Raw genomic sequence first — 15,943 nt, 5'->3', positions numbered from 1 at the left:
CGAGACTCCCAGCTATTACGTAGTTTGAATAAGCAAGTTGACGGAAAATCTTTCAAGCGCTGCATTGAGCGGTATTTCCCGGTCATTCATCGCGACAACGTCAGAAAAGAGCCCCTTCCAGTGAGTACCGGAATCGGCAAACGGCACCACAATCCGCGTGTCGCCCCAATTGGCAGCATTAATCAATGGAGTTTGTGCAGTACCCAATAGTTCACTGCTTATGCGTGGGACTACTATGATTGCGCGCACTCCTTGCGTCTCTCGGGCAAACGCCATCACCTGATCAGCGTGGCTGCCCTTTATTTCCAGACGGATATATTTCCCCTCGCTGAAAAGTGTTGGATGATCGGCCCGCAGGTTCAATACCCTGGCAATCAACGCCTGTTTGATTCGGCCATCCTGCCAGTGCTCCAGCAGTTCAGCTGCGCTGATGTCTTGTGCCAGCGACTTCTGTCTGGTTGCATAATCCACTGGACGCCGGTTGTCCGGGTCTACCAGGCTGAAATCCCAATACTCGGTGCCCTGATACAAGTCGGGGACGCCCGGTGCTGTTAAGCGTAGCAAGGTTTGCGCCAGGCTGTTGAGCGCGCCCGCGGTAGCAATACGATTGGCGGTTGCGCTCAACGACTGACGAAGCCCCAGTGCTTCCGGAGCAAGCAGAAGCCGCTGCAGGAACTCGCGGCAAGCTGTTTCATAGGCCTGATTCGGGGCGCTCCAGCTGCTGTGCAGTTTTGCCTCGCGCAAGGCTTTTTCCTGCCACTGGACCATACGTTGTGCATAGGCTTCGTGAGCGGCTTCGCCTTCCAGATCCAGTGGCCAGCTGCCCAGCAGGGCCTGGTAAAGCATGAGTTCGTCGCCTGCGCTGATCGCAGGCTCTTCACCCTTGAGGGGGATAGCCAGTTGTCTCCAGCGCTCGACCTGTTCTGCATACCACGGGGCGCATTCGCTCAGCACAGCAAGGCGCGTGCGAGTGTCTTCGCCACGTTTGTGATCGTGTGTCGCAGTGGTCAGCAGGTTGTCAGGGAATTTCTCCAGACGCTCAAGGCAAACCTTATGGAAATCCTCGACCGGCGCACTGAAATGCTGCGGATGAAAGCCCACATCGTTGCGCGACAGCAGTACTGCGGAACGATAGAACGAGGTGTCTTCAACCGACTTGGCAGCAACGGGGGAGGTCAGTTGCTGGAACCTCACGCATGCATTCTTGTACAGCTTGCGCAGATGGCCGCGAGGCAGTTTGCGCCACGATTCTCCGCCCAGCCAGCGTGCCAGATAGTCCAGCACCGGCCAGTCACCTTCATTCAAGGTGGTACGAGCGCCTTCCATTGCCTGTTGGAAGTAATGGTCATCCTGCTCGGACCGGCCGCATACCGAAATGTAGGTGCGATAGATAGGGAAGTTCACAACCAGCGCCAGCAACGCACGGCGGATCGCCCCCAATGTCAGGTCACGGCTCATCAGGTCGCTACGAGCGACTTGCAACAGAGATTGCGCGACGTTCTCGAAGTCACCTGCCAGGGTGCCATGCAGCACCAGATCGCGGGCAATCAGCACTTCTTGATCAAAGTCGGCGGTGCGCTCGGACAGGCGGCTCCACAGCTCGCCCAGCGGTTCATGGCCCTTGGGGTCATGCTGCAGCAACGAGACCTGATTCATGAACTCGTAACCGGTGGTGCCATCGACACTCCAGTCTTCGCGCAGCGGTTCGTCAGGGCCAAGAATTTTTTCGACGAAGATCGGCAAATGTTCGATCTGCGCTTCAGCAGGGCGTTGCTTCAACAGGCTCTTGACCCGGCGATGCAGCTTGCGGCCATAGCCTCGCGGGTTGGCCAGCCCATCGATGTGATCGATGCGCAAGCCATCGACCAGACCGTCGGCGACCAGTTGAAAGATTTTCCCGTGAGTGGCTTCGAACACCTGCGGGCGCTCGACCCGCAGGCCACCCAGCTCGTTGATGTCGAAAAAACGCCGCCAATTGATGTCATCGCCGGCAGTACGCCAACTGGCCAGACGGTAGTGCTGGCGTTCCAGCAACTGATGCAGGCGCTTGAAGCCCTCAGGCTGGCTAGAGTCGAAGTATTCGAAGATGCCCTCGATGCCTTTCAGAACCTGCGCATCCTTTGCAAGCTCGGCCAATTCTGCCTTGGCCTGACGCGCCCGCTCATAAGCCTGAGGGAACTGCGCAAGGGTGGCGAAGCGTTCGCTCATTTCCTTCAACTGCGGGTGGTCGACTGACTGAAGCAGTGAATCATAGGTCAGTGGGCAGATCGGGAAGTGATGCTGATAGTGCTCGATATAAAACGAACCCTGCTCGGCGTTGAAGCGCAGCGGAATTTCTCCGGCCTGCAACACCGTGCCGTAATCACTGCTCAGGAACGGCAGCAGCAACTGACCTTCCAGCAACGGATCTGGCGAATTCCACTGGATATCGAAGAAGTCTGCATAGGGGCTGCGACGCCCCCATTCCAGCAAATCAAGCCACCATGGGTTGTCGGCGCCGCCGACGGCCATGTGGTTGGAAACGATATCGAGAATCAGCCCCATGCCGTGCTCGCGCAAGGTTGCCACCAGACGCAGCAGGGCGGGTTCGCCGCCCAGTTCGGGGTTGATGACTGTCGGGTCGACCACGTCATAGCCGTGCATCGAACCGGCACGCGCCTTGAGCAGCGGTGAGGCGTAAATATGACTGATCCCCAAGCTGGCGAAATACGGCACCAGCGGCACCGCGTCGTCCAGCGTGAAATCCTTGTGGAATTGCAGGCGTTGGGTCGCACGCAAAGGCTGTAGTGGACGTTTCATCGGTCACGCTCCGCAGCTTGCAGCCGGGATTGGGACAGCAATTCCAGTCGTCGAGCAGCATTCGGGTTGTCTAGCAAGGAGGCCGCATTGCCGGGAAGGCGTCTGCGCCAGTTCGGGTGGCTGTCGATGGTGCCAGGCAGGTTGGCCTGTTCCTCGACGCCCAGCGCATCTTCCATTGGCAGCAGTACCAGCGGCGCGCGGGTGTGGCCGATGTAGCGCGTGCTCGCATCAATGATCTGATCCGGAGCTTCGCTGTCGGCTGGCAAATCGTCGACGCTCTGGCTCAATGCACGGCGCAAGCTCTGGGATTCTCGCAGGCGTTCTTCACGCCATTGAGATTCGTGCTGATCGTCGATATGGCCCAGTCGGGCATTCCATTCGATATCCAGCTCGCTGAGCCAGCCTGCCAGCGTTGGCAAGTCGTGAGTACTGGTAGTGGCAAGCGCCTGGTCGGACCAGTCGAGAACAGGTTTGAACTGGCCATTGTTCTGTTCGAACAACAGCACGCGCATGCCCAGAATGGCCCGCGCGCTTAGCTTGTCGCTCAGACCCTCGGGCACTGTGCCGAGGTCTTCACCCAGCACGATTGCCTTGTGCCGCCAGGATTCCAGGCTCAACAGCCGCAGCATGTCATCCAGCGGGAAATTCAGATAAGCCCCTTCACTGGGCGGCGAGCCCTGCGGAATGACCCACAGACGTTGCAGGCCCATGACATGGTCGATACGCAGCCCGCCCGCATGGGCAAAGTTGGCACGCAGCATCTCGATGAAGGCACGGAAACCATTGCGTTTGAGGCCGTCCGGAGAAAACGCGGAAATCCCCCAGCTTTGCCCTGCACGGTTGAGAATATCGGGCGGAGCACCAACCGTCAGAGCCGACAGTAGCTCATCCTGACGACTCCAGGCCTGACTTCCCGCGCCATCGGCACCCACCGCCAGGTCGGCGATCAGGCCGATACGCATGCCGCTGCTGCGTGCGGCATCCTGTGCGCGCTCCAGGCCTCTTGCTATGAGCCATTGGGCGAAGGCATGAAAGCTGATCTGCTCGCCATGAGTCTTGGCAAACTCGGCCACGGCAGCGCCGCGTGGGTCCTTGAAGCGGTCCGGCCACTCATGCCAGTTATTGCCGATAGCCAATGTCGACGACTCTGCAAGCAACGCCTCGAAGCGGCAGTGGTTTTCCAGCGCTTCACCGCCACTGTGACGGAAGCTGTTGAAGTCCTCATGCAAGGGGTGATCGCTCGCACTGAACACATCGTAAAGTGCATGAAGCGCCTTCCATTTGGCAGAGGCAGCGGCAGGCCAGTCAATCAGCGACAGCGACTCGAGACGCTTCATTTCTTCGCCAACACCGGCATCTTCGATCGCCTGACGCCACGCGCGCTCGCCAAGGATGGCGCCGGGGGAGGCATACAGGCTGTTGAGGAACAGGCGGCTCGATGGCGAATAAGGGCTGTAACGGTGCGTGTCATTGGCAAACATCGCATGGATAGGGCTGATGCCTAAAGCATCGGCACCTCGCTCGCCAGCAGAGCGCACGAGCGTCTCGAGTGCCTCGGTGTCGCCAAAACCGCCATCACCTTCTCGACGCAGGCTATAAAGCTGAGCCGTCAGGCCCCAGCCGCGAGGCTTGTCTGCCTGGGTGGCCATTGCCATGCTGTAGCAAGTCTTTGGTGCAACCGCGATGGTCAAGTGCTGCCCGGCAATTTCCAGCTGTTGGTAACCGGGCGGTGCCAGTGCAGGCAATTCGCCATTTGCCGTCAGCCTTGCATCCATTGACGCGCCATCTTCGAGGTGCAAGGTGAAGGGCGTTTCCGGCGCAAACCATTCTGACAGGTTCAGATTAGTGTCCTGATCCACCGTCAGCAGTGGCGGGGCGCTGCTGCCGTGACTGGCGTTTTGCAAACGTTGCAGGCTGGCGTCAATAGCCTCGCCGCTTTCAGCCGGGTAGCCCAGCGCTTCGAGAACCTTGCGCAGTACATCGGGGCTTACGGTCTGTGGCCGAGCGTTGGCGTCGACCCAATGCACCGACAAGCCTGCTTCCGTCGCAAGCCTCTCCAATTGCTCATTGTTCATCCTGTTCCTCCAGAACATCACTTGCTTTCAGGCTGACAATGGCCGTGTATGGATTGAGGATGCCTTGCGAGGAAAGTTCGGACGATTTATCGGAGCTGGAGAAAATCAGGCGGCTCTCTGGCGGCAGGGTCACAGCGACGGCTGTTTCACTCAGGTTCAGGTCGATGCGCAGAACACTGCCATCGCCCATCGTCCAGCGAGCGCTGACCGCCTTGTCGCCCAAAATGTCGGTTTTCAGGAAGCATGCGCCGGGCAGCCGCGGGATTATTTCCTGATGACGCAGGGCCAGCAGCATCGCGTAAAAGTCGACCCAGCTGCGGTGATCCAGGCCGATATCGGTTTCCAGGTCCACTGCGGCAAAGGCCGGGCGTGATGCCTCGAAGGTCTTGATATCGTTGGGGTCAGGAATATGTTCACGCTTTTCCGGGTCTGCAAACGCAGCGAAGTCGGCAAATTCCTTGCGACGACCTTCACGTACCGCGTCGGCCAGTTCGCCGTGGTGGCTGGTGAAGAACAGAAAGGGCTCGCTCGCTGCCCACTCGTCGCCCATGAACATCAGGGGGATCATCGGTGAGAGCAGCAGCAGGGCGGTCGCCGCTTTCAGCGCGGCAGGCGAGCACAGCTGTGGCAGGCGCTCGCCCAGTGCGCGATTACCGATCTGGTCATGATTCTGCAAAAACAGCACGAAGGCGCTTGGCGAAAGGTGCCCGCTGGGCTCGCCACGCGTGTGCCCGTGACGAGTGGCTTCACCCTGGTAGACAAACCCCTCGCTCAGCAGACGAGCGAGTTTTTGCGTCGGCTCCTGGGCGAAGTCCGAATAATAGGCATCGGTCTCGCCGGTCAGCAGCACGTGCAGGGTGTTGTGCCCGTCATCGTCCCACTGTGCGTCGAAGCCCTTTTCGAGCAGGCTGGCCTGGTTGAATTCGTTTTCCAGGTTCAACCACACATGCCTGGACGGTTCTATCTGCCCGCGAACCCTGGTGGCGAACTCAGGCAGAAAGGTTTCGTCGCGTATGGCGTGTACGGCATCCATGCGCAGCCCGTCGATTCTGTATTCGAGTAACCACATCAGTGCGTTGTCGACGAAAAAGTCGCGTACTTGCGGGCGTCGGAAATCAATCGCATCGCCCCAAGGCGTGTGCAGGTCACTGCGGAAGAATTCTTTGGCGTAACTACCCAGGTAATTGCCGTCCGGACCGAAATGGTTGTACACCACATCCAGAATCACCATCAGACCCAGGCCGTGGGCAGTGTCGATCAGGTGTTTGAGCTGTTCCGGCGTGCCGTACGAGGACTGCGGTGCGTAGTGAAGAACGCCGTCGTAGCCCCAGTTTCTGTCGCCAGGAAACTGCGCCAGCGGCATCAGTTCGATGGCAGTGATGCCCAGCTCTGCGAGGCGTGGAAGATGTTTCTCGACGCCGGCGTAGCCACCCATCGTACCTACATGCAGTTCATAGATGACAGCCTCATGCCACGGACGGCCGTTCCATGAGGTGTTTTGCCACGAATAGGCGTTCGGGTCGACGACGACACTGTGCGAGTGCACGTCGTCGGCCTGCGAGCGTGATGCCGGGTCTGGCACTTCGAGCGTGCCATCGACTTTGAAGAGGTATCGAGTACCCGCCTTGCAGCGGGTTTCAAGAACGAACCAGCCTTGCGGCTTCGGCTCCATGGCCAAAGACTGGCCATCCTGCAGTTCAACGCTTACCTGTGAGGCATCCGGTGCCCAGAGGGCAAACCGGGTGTTTTCGGAGTCCAACAAAACGGCGCCGTGGCGCCAGTTATCGTCTGTACGCAGGGGCATCCATTAATCCTTAACCTAGTAGTTGCTGGAAATACTCACATTTTTCTTCAACAGGTCACGGTACAGCTCTGCGTAAGGCTCTACGGCCTGATGCCAGTTGAAGGGAGCGGCCATGGCACGGCAGCGCATGGCATTGAGTAGCTCCGGGTATTGAAAAACGTGAAACGCGCGATTCAACGCGCCGATGTAGCTCTCGACCGTGGATTCATTGAACAGGAAGCCAGTGACGCCATCCTCGATGGTGTCTGCCAGGCCGCCGGTATTGCGTGCCACAGGTAACGAGCCGAAGCGTTGTGCGTACATCTGGCTGAGGCCGCACGGTTCATAGCGCGAAGGCATCAGCAGAAAATCGCTGCCGGCGAACATGCGTCGAGCGTCGGTTTCATTGAAGCCGATACGCACACCGATGCGCCCCGGGAAACGAGCAGCCAGTTCGCGCATCGCTTCTTCTTCCTCGGGCTCGCCACGGCCGATGATCGCTATCTGGCCGCCGTTGTTGACGATGTGTTCGGCGACGCCAATGGTCAGGTCCAGGCCCTTCTGAAAAACCAGTCGTGAGACAACGGCAAACAGCGGGCCGGAGGAGGCGTCAAGTTCGAACAATTCGCGAACGTAGTCGGCATTGATTTCCTTTCGCGTCCACTCATTGGGCGCGAAATGGCAGATCAGGTGTTCATCTGTCGAGGCATCCCAGCTTTCATCGATTCCGTTGGGGATTCCGCTGAGTTGGCCTTTGTCAGCCTTGCTTTGCAGAAAGCCTTCCAGCCCGCAGCCGAACTCAGGCGTGGTGATTTCCTGGGCGTATGTGGCGCTTACAGTGGTGATGTGGCTGGCGAACGCCATGCCGGCCTTGATGAACGACAGCTGGCCGTAGAATTCCATGCCTTCCGGCGTGATCGCTTCATCTGGAATACCCAGTTCGCGACTCGAAGCGGTGCTCACAGTCCCTTGGTAGGCCAGGTTGTGAATGGTGAAGATGCTGGGGGTGGTCTGCCCGCGCCAGCGCATGTAGGCAGGCGCCAGGCCCGCTGGCCAGTCATGCGCGTGCACCAGTTCAGGACACCACTGGCTTTTTACTTCGCCGGCCGCGAACTCTGCAGCTGCAAGGCCCAGACGAGCGAAACGGATATGGTTGTCCGCCCAGTCGCGGCCAGTGCTGTCGGCGTATGGCGTGCCCTCACGCTCGTACAGTTCCGGGCAGATCAGCACATAAATGACGAGGCCGTCCTTCATGTCCATGCGACCGACCTTGCAAGGCGGCAGTGCGGCGTGTCCGCCCAGCTGGCTGATGATGTGAATCGGGTTCCCGCTATTAATAACCTGCGGATAGCCTGGAATCAGAACACGTACATCGTGCAGGTGGCGCATGGCTCGCGGCAGCGCGGCAGACACATCACCCAGGCCTCCGGTCTTCACCAGGTCAGCCAGTTCCGATGTTACAAAAAGCACTTTACGCCTGTTGACCTGAGACAAGGCCGGTTTGACAGGCGAAGCCGGCAGTTGCAGCGATGGAAGGCTGCTGGCAGTGAAGACAGGCAGATGAGTCAGCTCGCCAACTGGCTGGTTAAAACTCTCTCCCTTCTGGGTTTTGACAGCGGCGCTAATCATCGATTTTTCCCCTTAAAACAGTCTTGGTGCATCACTTAGATTTTTATTGGCCATTTCCTATGGCCGGGTACACATACGTGCATTACGCAAGATCAATACCCGTTTCGAGCTTGCGTAATGACAAAGCGGCGTGATGTCGCCATAACCGGATGTCAGCCAATAGCATAGATGCTCTATTCACCTGACAGGGGCGTTTTGGAGAAGTTTCGAGTTTTTTATCGCTGAATGTCTGGAACGGGCTTCGCAGCTGCTATCACAGTCATGCTGCAGGCTGCAGCCCGTCGGACGCTGCGCTCTTTCGGGGCAGAATGGCGTGCCGAGAGTGTGCATGACCGGTCGTCGGATCGTTCGACAATCCCTGTCAAATACCTCGTTAGAAGCCTGTTTGTACGGTCCGTGGAAAACGCAGTGAGTCTGGTCGGTGCATGACGCCCTTTCTCGGTGCGTCTGGCGGTTAATCTTTTATGCTTCTGAGACGTTTCCTACGGTTGCGCTGGAACATTTTAAGGTGGAGCAGGATAGAATCGGGTCATACCTATTAGACAGTCTGCTCGAGTTGATGAGCTGGCCTGTGACTGATTTCACTGAACGACGCTGATCGAATTGACGAGGATGGAAATGGAAGCCCCCGAGGTGCTGGTGCTGCAAGCGAGTTACACAAATCCTGTTCACGCCGAGGCGATCGGTTTTGTATTGAATGAGTATTCAATGGATGTAATGGGCACAGGCCGGCCTCTGTCGACTGATACCCGCCAGCAACTGGCTATCGAGCTTGCCAAGCGCCCGCATGCGTTCAGTGTGCTGGCGTTCATTGCCGGGCAGCCGGTCGGGCTGGTCAATTGCTTTGAAGGTTTTTCAACCTTTGCCTGCCGCCCGCTGGTCAACATTCATGACGTTGCAGTCATTTCCCAATATCGGGGGCTTGGTATCAGCCAGAAAATGCTGCTTAAAGTAGAGGACATCGCCCGTCAGCGGGGCTGCTGCAAATTGACGCTGGAAGTTCTGGAAGGCAATGAAGTGGCGCAGGGCGCTTATAAAAAGCTCGGCTTTGACAATTACCAGTTGAGCCCTGAGATGGGCCGTGCGATGTTCTGGCAGAAGTCGCTTTAGCCGTGCAGGTGCATGAGCAACGCGCGCAGTGGCATGTTGCAGGCAGGGTCGGAGGCGGGGAGTGGTGATAAGGTCAGGCGGGCAAGCCGGCGTATCGGGCTTGCCACGGTGCGGTTTGAATGGCAACACAGCCGGAGTCAGGCGTGAATCATGGCGCCGGGGGCAGACAGCTGGGATTGCTGCAGCATCAGGTTCAGGTGAGCGACCTTGCGCTGGAGCTGATCACGCTCTTCTTTCAATAAACGCAACTCGTCGCGACGGATCGTGACATACAGGGTTTGTGGTGCAAGTGCTGGTAGTAAAGTACCCATTGCTCACCTCGCAAATGGCGGATTAAACCTCAGAAAGGTCCGTGGCAATGACTTTCGATCCGTGAGTGTCGTTGCTTACCCTCTCTATCGGCACTGATTTTGATTTCTTTTGCATCTTTTTGGAACTTTTTTCTTTTTAATTGTCGCGAATGTTTCTCGATCACGACAAAATGCACCACCGGAGGGCGTTAGGCGTCTTCACTGTTCCTCCAAGGGAACCGACGTTCCGCCTCGCTTGACTAACCAGCATGCTCACATTCTGTCGATGCGCTGTACGGCAGGTGAGGCACCTTTTTACGATTTGGGAGCACCTTCATGCAACTTGGGATTATTGGACTGGGCCGTATGGGCGGCAACATCGCACGGCGTCTTATGCTAAGCGGCCACACCACCGTGGTGTATGACCGTGATGAGGCCTCGCGCAGCGCCCTGGCCAATGAAGGGGCGACTGCCGTTGCCGACCTTGCCGAAATGGTCGGCGCGCTCGACAAGCCTCGCGCAATCTGGGTAATGCTTCCCGCTGGCGCTCCTACCGAGGACACCATTCAGATACTCAGCCAGTTGCTTGATGCCGACGACGTAATCATCGACGGCGGCAATACGTTCTACAAAGACGATATCCGTCGTGCACAAGAACTGACCGAGAAGGGCCTGCACTACGTCGATGTAGGAACATCCGGCGGCGTGTGGGGCCTCGAGCGCGGCTATTGCATGATGATCGGCGGTGAAGATGCCGTTGTACGGCGCCTTGACCCTTTATTCGCGACTCTCGCACCGGGCGCCGGGTCGATTGAGCGTACCAAGGGCCGAGTCTCGACAGACGACCGTGCCGAGCGTGGCTATATTCACTCGGGCCCTGCTGGTTCGGGTCACTTCGTGAAGATGATCCACAACGGTATCGAGTACGGGATGATGCAGGCCTTTGCCGAAGGGTTCGATCTGCTCAAGCAGAAGAACTCCGAGCACTTGCCGGCGGCGCAGCGTTTTGACCTGAACACCGCTGACATCGCCGAAGTGTGGCGTCGCGGCAGCGTGGTCTCATCCTGGTTGCTGGACCTGACTGCCGATGCACTGGCAGCAGACCCACAACTGGATGCATTCTCGGGTTCGGTTGCCGACAGCGGCGAAGGGCGCTGGACCATCGAGGCTGCCATCGAGCAGGCAGTGCCGGTTCCTGTGCTGTCCAGTGCGTTGTTTGCACGTTTCCGCTCGCGTCAGACCAGCTCGTATGCAGACAAGATGCTGTCCGCCATGCGCTTCGGATTCGGTGGCCACAAGGAACCAAAATAATGGGCCTGTCGCGTGGCACTGCCGAGCACAAACCTGAAGTGGCACCACCGACGACGCTGTTTTTGTTCGGCGCGCATGGTGATCTGGTCAAGCGACTGCTGATGCCAGCGCTGTATAACCTGTCGCGCGACGGTCTGGTGGACGAAGGCCTGCACATTGTCGGGGTGGATCACAACGCGATCAGTGATGCCGACTTTGCCAAAAAACTGGAGAACTTCATTCGCGACGAAGCGGCTGGCAAGGTCGCCGAAGGTGGCAAGGATCCACTCGATCCTGCGCTCTGGAGCAAGCTGGCCGAGCGCATCAGCTATGTGCAGGGCGATTTTCTGGACGACTCTACCTATCAGGACATCTCCAGCAAAATCGAGAGCACGGGCACCGCGAATGCGGTGTTCTACCTTGCCACGGCGCCGCGCTTTTTTAGCGAAGTCGCCCAGCGTCTGGGTTCCTCGGGTTTGCTGCAGGAAGTGGATGGCGGTTTTCGTCGTGTAGTCATAGAAAAACCGTTTGGCTCCGACCTGGCCAGTGCCGTTGAGCTCAACGGTTGCCTGCTAAAGGTCATGAGCGAAAAACAGATTTACCGGATCGACCATTACCTCGGCAAGGAAACGGTGCAGAACATTCTGGTAAGCCGTTTCTCCAATGGCCTGTTCGAATCGTTCTGGAACAATCACTACATCGACCACGTGCAGATCACTGCGGCGGAGACGGTCGGTGTCGAAACACGCGGCAGTTTCTACGAGCATACCGGGGCGCTGCGTGACATGGTGCCTAATCACCTGTTTCAGCTGCTGGCAATGGTCGCGATGGAGCCTCCTGCAGCGTTCGGTGCCGATGCCGTTCGCGGCGAGAAGGCTAAAGTGGTCGGGGCCATTCGGCCCTGGAGCGAAGAGGATGCGCTGGCCAACTCGGTTCGCGGCCAGTATTCCAGCGGCAAGATGGCCGACAAGGATGTTGTCGGCTATCGCCAGGAAGATCGTGTCGAGCCTGACAGCACGACCGAGACCTACGTTGCGCTCAAAGTCATGGTCGACAACTGGCGTTGGGTCGGCGTGCCGTTCTACCTGCGTACAGGCAAGCGCATGAGTGCGCGCAGTACCGAGATCGCTATCTGCTTCAAGCCAGCACCCTACGCGCAATTTCGCGACACCGAGGTAGACCGGCTGAAGCCTAACTACCTGCGCATCCAGATTCAGCCGAATGAAGGCATGTGGTTCGATCTGTTCGCCAAGCGCCCCGGCCCTACGCTGGACATGGAAGACATTGCACTGGGCTTTGCCTACAAGGACTTTTTCGAGATGCAGCCTTCAACCGGCTACGAAACCCTCATCTATGACTGCCTGACCGGCGACCAGACGCTGTTCCAGCGTGCCGACAACATCGAGAACGGCTGGCGCGCAGTGCAGCCTTTTCTTGACGCCTGGTCCAAGCAGCCGCAAGTGCAGTTGTACGAGGCTGGCAATGACGGCCCCGCTGCCGGTGAAGAGCTGCTGAGTCGCGATGGTCGTGAATGGAGAGCGCTCAATGTCTGATGCATCTTCGTCGTCTGTGCAATTTCTCATGTCTGACATCGATGGCACCTTGCTGCGTCGCGACCATAGTCTGAGTCAGGCCAACATCGAAGCGATCAGCCGTTTGCGTAAGGCCGGTATTCATTTCACCCTTGCCAGCAGTCGCCCGCCCAGGGCCATGCGTCAAGTCATCGAGGCGCTGGGCGTCGACCTGCCAACCGTGGCGTTCAACGGTGGCACCATCACCCATCCCGACGGCAGCCTGCTGGCCGCCCATCGCATTGATCGGAACGCAGTCGAGACGTGCCTTGATCTGTTCTCCGGCGAGGACGTCGCTGTCTGGGTGTTCGCTGATGATCAGTGGCTGCTGCTCGACCCCGAAGCTGATTACGTCGATCACGAGCGCGATGCCCTCGGGTACGATTATGTACAGGTCACAAGCTTCAAGTCCTACCTGGACCGCGTCGACAAGATCGTCGCCGCCAGCGCCGACTTTGAACTGCTCAAGGCTCTTGAGGCCCGGCTCAATCCGCAGATAGAAGGGCTGGCTCTGGCGGCTCGTTCGCAGAAATACTATCTGGATGTGACAGCGCTGGATGCCAACAAGGGAGCTGCGCTGGTAGCGCTGGCGGATTATCTCGGGGTTGATCTGTCACGTACAGCAGCCATCGGCGACGGCGGCAATGACGTTGCGATGTTTCACCAGGCCGGTGTGTCGATTGCCATGGGTCAGGGCGAGCAGACAGTCAAGGGACAGGCTGACCATGTTACTGATAGCAATGAGCAGGACGGTGTTGCCAAGGCTATCGAACGTTACATTCTGCCAGCCTGAGTGCGCGAGGTATCGACCATGAGTGAGCAGGGCGGTCGAGGTCCGGACTTGTAACGAACCATCATCAAGACGGGCATTTCTGAATGGCTGCACTGATTGAAGACTACGCATTACTGGGCAACTGTCAGACTGCGGCGCTGGTCGCCCGGGATGGTTCGCTGGACTGGTTGTGTTTCCCTCGCTTTGATTCCACTGCCTGTTTTGCAGCGCTGCTGGGCAGCGAGGAGAACGGGCGCTGGAAGATTGCACCGACCGCCGAGGTGCTGTCCGTCGAGCGTCGCTATCGCGAAGGTACGCTGATTCTCGAAACCGTTTTCGAGACCCGTGACGGGCGCGCGATGCTGGTCGATTTCATGCCCATGAATACCAGTGGTCACGTTGTGCGCATCGTTGTCGGCTTGACCGGAATGGTCGAGTTCGGCGTCGATCTTGCCATCCGCTTCGATTACGGCAGCAGCGTGCCTTGGGTCGAACGCAAGGATGCACATACCTTGACTGCAGTTGCCGGGCCGGAAATGCTGGTATTGAGAAGTCCGGTCGCTCTGCACCCGCAGGATCATCATACCGCCAGCCATTTTCAGGTGGGCGAGGGTGAGCGCAAGGTCTTCACCCTGGCGTATCAACCTTCTTTCGAACCTCTGTGCGCGGACATCGACGCTCAGCAAGCGCTGGAGGCTACTGCAGCGTACTGGCACGAATTTTCTGACCGTTGTCCCGATGTGGGGTCATGGACGCCGCAGGTCAAGCGCTCTTTGATCACCCTCAAGGCCATGACCTACGCGCCTACCGGCGGCATTGTGGCAGCGGTGACCACTTCGTTGCCTGAACAGCTTGGTGGTGAGCGCAATTGGGATTACCGCTACTGCTGGTTGCGTGACGCCACCATGACGCTGCTGGCATTCATGAATCTGGGGTATTACGAAGAAGCAACTGCCTGGCGCGACTGGCTGCTGCGGTCGGTTGCCGGTAATCCTGAGCAGATACAGATCATGTATGGCGTGGGTGGGGAGCGTCGCTTGCAGGAGTACGAATTGCCCTGGCTGACCGGCTATGAGCATTCGCTGCCGGTACGGGTTGGCAACGGTGCGGCCAGCCAGGTTCAGCTGGACGTGTACGGCGAGGTCGCAGACGCCATGATCCAGGCGCTCAGAAGCGGCATGACGCAGCATCCGCGCAGTGTGGCCATTTCCAAAGTGGTCATGCCCTATCTCGAGAAGATCTGGCACCTGCCTGACGCCGGTATCTGGGAGATTCGTTCCGAGCCGCGTCATTTTACCCATTCGAAAGTCATGGCCTGGGTGGCGTTTGATCGTAATGCCACCCAGATCGCCCAGGCTGCCGACGACGATGAAGACCTTGCCCTTGCGCAGCATTACCGCAAGGTGGCAGACGACATCCATGCCGACGTCTGCCGCAACGGTTTCAATGTCGATCTTGGCAGTTTTGTGCAGACTTACGGCTCAACTGAAGTCGACGCCAGCCTGTTGCAGATTGTCCTGACCGGGTTCCTGCCGCCCGAGGACCCGCGTGTCGTCGGGACTGTCGCACAGATAGAGCGCACGCTGATGCAGGACGGTCTGTTGTTGCGCTACGACAATGAGCGCAGCGTTGATGGTGTTGCGGGTCGCGAAGGGACGTTTCTGGTGTGTTCTTTCTGGCTGGCTGATGCCTACGTGCTGCTGGGGCGTGCCGACGATGCCGCCAAACTATTCGAGCGTTTATGCGGGCTGTGCAATGACGTGGGGTTGCTGGCTGAACAATATGATCCGAAGGGCGGCCGTATGCTTGGGAACTTCCCTCAGGCGTTCAGCCACATAGGCATTATCAACACGGCATTGAACCTGCATCGGTCGGTGTGTCCTGCGCTGGCTAGAACGTCGAGTGAGCTGGAAGGCGTATGACCAGCTAGTTCGGGCCGGCTTTTCGAAAGGTCAGATTGATGCGCTGCTCACCCAGCAATGGGTGTTCAGCCTGTTTGACTGGCAGGATGCCGTGGAAGCGCAGGCGGTCTTCACCGCCCCAAACCACGACATCCCCGTGAAACAGCGAGATACGTAAGGCCTTGTCGCTACGCAGCAAACCGCCGAACTGGAAGATCGCCGGGATGCCCAATGACACCGATACCACTGGCCAGCGATGATCATGCTCATCCTTGTCCTGATGGAGGGACATCTTCGCGCCGGGGATGTAGCGGTTGATCAGGCACGCATCTGGCGTAAAGCCCGGGTAGCCTGCTTTAAGCGCGGCGCTCTGGGCGAGTTGCATGAAGGCGTCCGGCATTGCAGACCACTTGCTGCCGGTCTGCGGATCCGTTTCGCTGTAGCGATAGCCATGCCGGTCGGTTATCCAGCCCAACTGTCCGCAACTGCTCAATGCAGCAGACATGCTCAAGCCTCCCGGGGTCAGCATGTGACGAAAGGGCGAGTGGGTCACGGTTGCCTGAAGGTCTGCCAGCAGCCGGGTGATCACTGGCAGTGCAAAACCGCGGAGCAGCCATGTTCCTGGCCCGAGCTGTTCGTCGCCACCGGCCTGAGGTGTCTGGTCGGCAAATAGATCGAAGTTGGCGGGAGTATCACCTTTGCGCTGCATGATCGACTCGGGTA

11 protein-coding genes are annotated in these 15,943 nt (G+C 58.3%); 5 read left to right on the top strand and 6 right to left on the bottom strand.

Features of this window, described 5'->3' with window-relative positions; genetic code table 11:
• Positions 1-15: 15 nt before the first annotated feature.
• Genes POR16_RS13400 through glgA form a run of 4 tightly spaced genes read right to left on the bottom strand, consistent with a single transcriptional unit; the run spans position 16 to position 8,286 of the window.
• On the bottom strand, positions 16-2,799 hold the full coding sequence (locus POR16_RS13400; protein WP_122381168.1) for a malto-oligosyltrehalose synthase: 2,784 nt from the start codon (positions 2,797-2,799) through the stop codon (positions 16-18).
• On the bottom strand, positions 2,796-4,874 hold the full coding sequence (malQ, locus tag POR16_RS13395; RefSeq protein WP_005894130.1) for a 4-alpha-glucanotransferase: 2,079 nt from the start codon (positions 4,872-4,874) through the stop codon (positions 2,796-2,798). The genes POR16_RS13400 and malQ overlap by 4 nt, the downstream gene beginning before the upstream one ends.
• On the bottom strand, positions 4,864-6,678 hold the full coding sequence (gene treZ, locus POR16_RS13390; RefSeq protein WP_005894131.1) for a malto-oligosyltrehalose trehalohydrolase: 1,815 nt from the start codon (positions 6,676-6,678) through the stop codon (positions 4,864-4,866). Before treZ ends, malQ begins: the two co-directional genes overlap by 11 nt.
• Before the next feature lie 15 nt (positions 6,679-6,693).
• On the bottom strand, positions 6,694-8,286 hold the full coding sequence (gene glgA, locus POR16_RS13385) for a glycogen synthase GlgA (RefSeq protein ID WP_005894132.1): 1,593 nt from the start codon (positions 8,284-8,286) through the stop codon (positions 6,694-6,696).
• A 618-nt stretch (positions 8,287-8,904) separates the two neighbouring features.
• Between glgA and POR16_RS13380 the strand changes: the two genes are divergently transcribed.
• The gene (locus POR16_RS13380) at positions 8,905-9,396 is read left to right on the top strand and encodes a GNAT family N-acetyltransferase (RefSeq protein ID WP_005894134.1); all 492 of its coding nucleotides are present in this window, start codon (positions 8,905-8,907) and stop codon (positions 9,394-9,396) included.
• Positions 9,397-9,533: 137 nt separating this feature from the next.
• Here the strand turns inward: POR16_RS13380 and POR16_RS26310 are convergent, their stop codons facing one another.
• Complete coding sequence (locus tag POR16_RS26310; protein WP_005894135.1) at positions 9,534-9,707, bottom strand: DUF6026 family protein; 174 nt, start codon at positions 9,705-9,707, stop codon at positions 9,534-9,536.
• 315 nt (positions 9,708-10,022) lie between these two features.
• Here POR16_RS26310 and gnd point away from each other — a divergent pair, with 315 nt between their 5' ends.
• From gnd to POR16_RS13355, 4 genes are all read left to right on the top strand, one after another.
• Complete coding sequence (gene gnd / locus POR16_RS13370) at positions 10,023-10,997, top strand: phosphogluconate dehydrogenase (NAD(+)-dependent, decarboxylating) (protein WP_005894136.1); 975 nt, start codon at positions 10,023-10,025, stop codon at positions 10,995-10,997.
• Entirely contained in the window at positions 10,997-12,529 is a 1,533-nt protein-coding gene (gene zwf / locus POR16_RS13365) for a glucose-6-phosphate dehydrogenase (RefSeq protein WP_005894137.1), read from the top strand. The genes gnd and zwf overlap by 1 nt, the downstream gene beginning before the upstream one ends.
• A complete protein-coding gene (locus tag POR16_RS13360) occupies positions 12,522-13,340 on the top strand; it encodes a Cof-type HAD-IIB family hydrolase (protein ID WP_005894138.1) in 819 nt (272 codons plus the stop codon). The genes zwf and POR16_RS13360 overlap by 8 nt, the downstream gene beginning before the upstream one ends.
• Positions 13,341-13,423: 83 nt before the next feature.
• Positions 13,424-15,241: a glycoside hydrolase family 15 protein gene (locus POR16_RS13355; RefSeq protein WP_024691152.1), complete on the top strand. Its 1,818-nt coding sequence runs from the start codon at positions 13,424-13,426 to the stop codon at positions 15,239-15,241.
• A 4-nt stretch (positions 15,242-15,245) separates the two neighbouring features.
• Here the strand turns inward: POR16_RS13355 and alkB are convergent, their stop codons facing one another.
• Positions 15,246-15,929 (bottom strand): DNA oxidative demethylase AlkB, encoded by a 684-nt coding sequence (alkB, locus tag POR16_RS13350; RefSeq protein ID WP_005894141.1) that lies wholly within the window; start codon positions 15,927-15,929, stop codon positions 15,246-15,248.
• Between the last annotated feature and the right edge of the window lie 14 nt (positions 15,930-15,943).

Source organism: Pseudomonas coronafaciens pv. oryzae str. 1_6 (assembly GCF_000156995.2).
GTDB classification, from domain to species: Bacteria; Pseudomonadota; Gammaproteobacteria; order Pseudomonadales; family Pseudomonadaceae; genus Aquipseudomonas; species Aquipseudomonas tremae.
The sequence above is the reverse complement of the archived record's forward strand: the minus strand, read 5'-3'. Positions and strand labels throughout refer to the sequence as shown.

Coding starts and splice junctions, on each gene's coding strand:
- POR16_RS13400 (WP_122381168.1), bottom strand. CDS start 2,799: ATGAAACGTCCACTACAGCCTTTGCGTGCGACCCAACGCCTGCAATTC.
- malQ (WP_005894130.1), bottom strand. CDS start 4,874: ATGAACAATGAGCAATTGGAGAGGCTTGCGACGGAAGCAGGCTTGTCG.
- treZ (WP_005894131.1), bottom strand. CDS start 6,678: ATGCCCCTGCGTACAGACGATAACTGGCGCCACGGCGCCGTTTTGTTG.
- glgA (WP_005894132.1), bottom strand. CDS start 8,286: ATGATTAGCGCCGCTGTCAAAACCCAGAAGGGAGAGAGTTTTAACCAG.
- POR16_RS13380 (WP_005894134.1), top strand. CDS start 8,905: ATGGAAGCCCCCGAGGTGCTGGTGCTGCAAGCGAGTTACACAAATCCT.
- POR16_RS26310 (WP_005894135.1), bottom strand. CDS start 9,707: ATGGGTACTTTACTACCAGCACTTGCACCACAAACCCTGTATGTCACG.
- gnd (WP_005894136.1), top strand. CDS start 10,023: ATGCAACTTGGGATTATTGGACTGGGCCGTATGGGCGGCAACATCGCA.
- zwf (WP_005894137.1), top strand. CDS start 10,997: ATGGGCCTGTCGCGTGGCACTGCCGAGCACAAACCTGAAGTGGCACCA.
- POR16_RS13360 (WP_005894138.1), top strand. CDS start 12,522: ATGTCTGATGCATCTTCGTCGTCTGTGCAATTTCTCATGTCTGACATC.
- POR16_RS13355 (WP_024691152.1), top strand. CDS start 13,424: ATGGCTGCACTGATTGAAGACTACGCATTACTGGGCAACTGTCAGACT.
- alkB (WP_005894141.1), bottom strand. CDS start 15,929: ATGCAGCGCAAAGGTGATACTCCCGCCAACTTCGATCTATTTGCCGAC.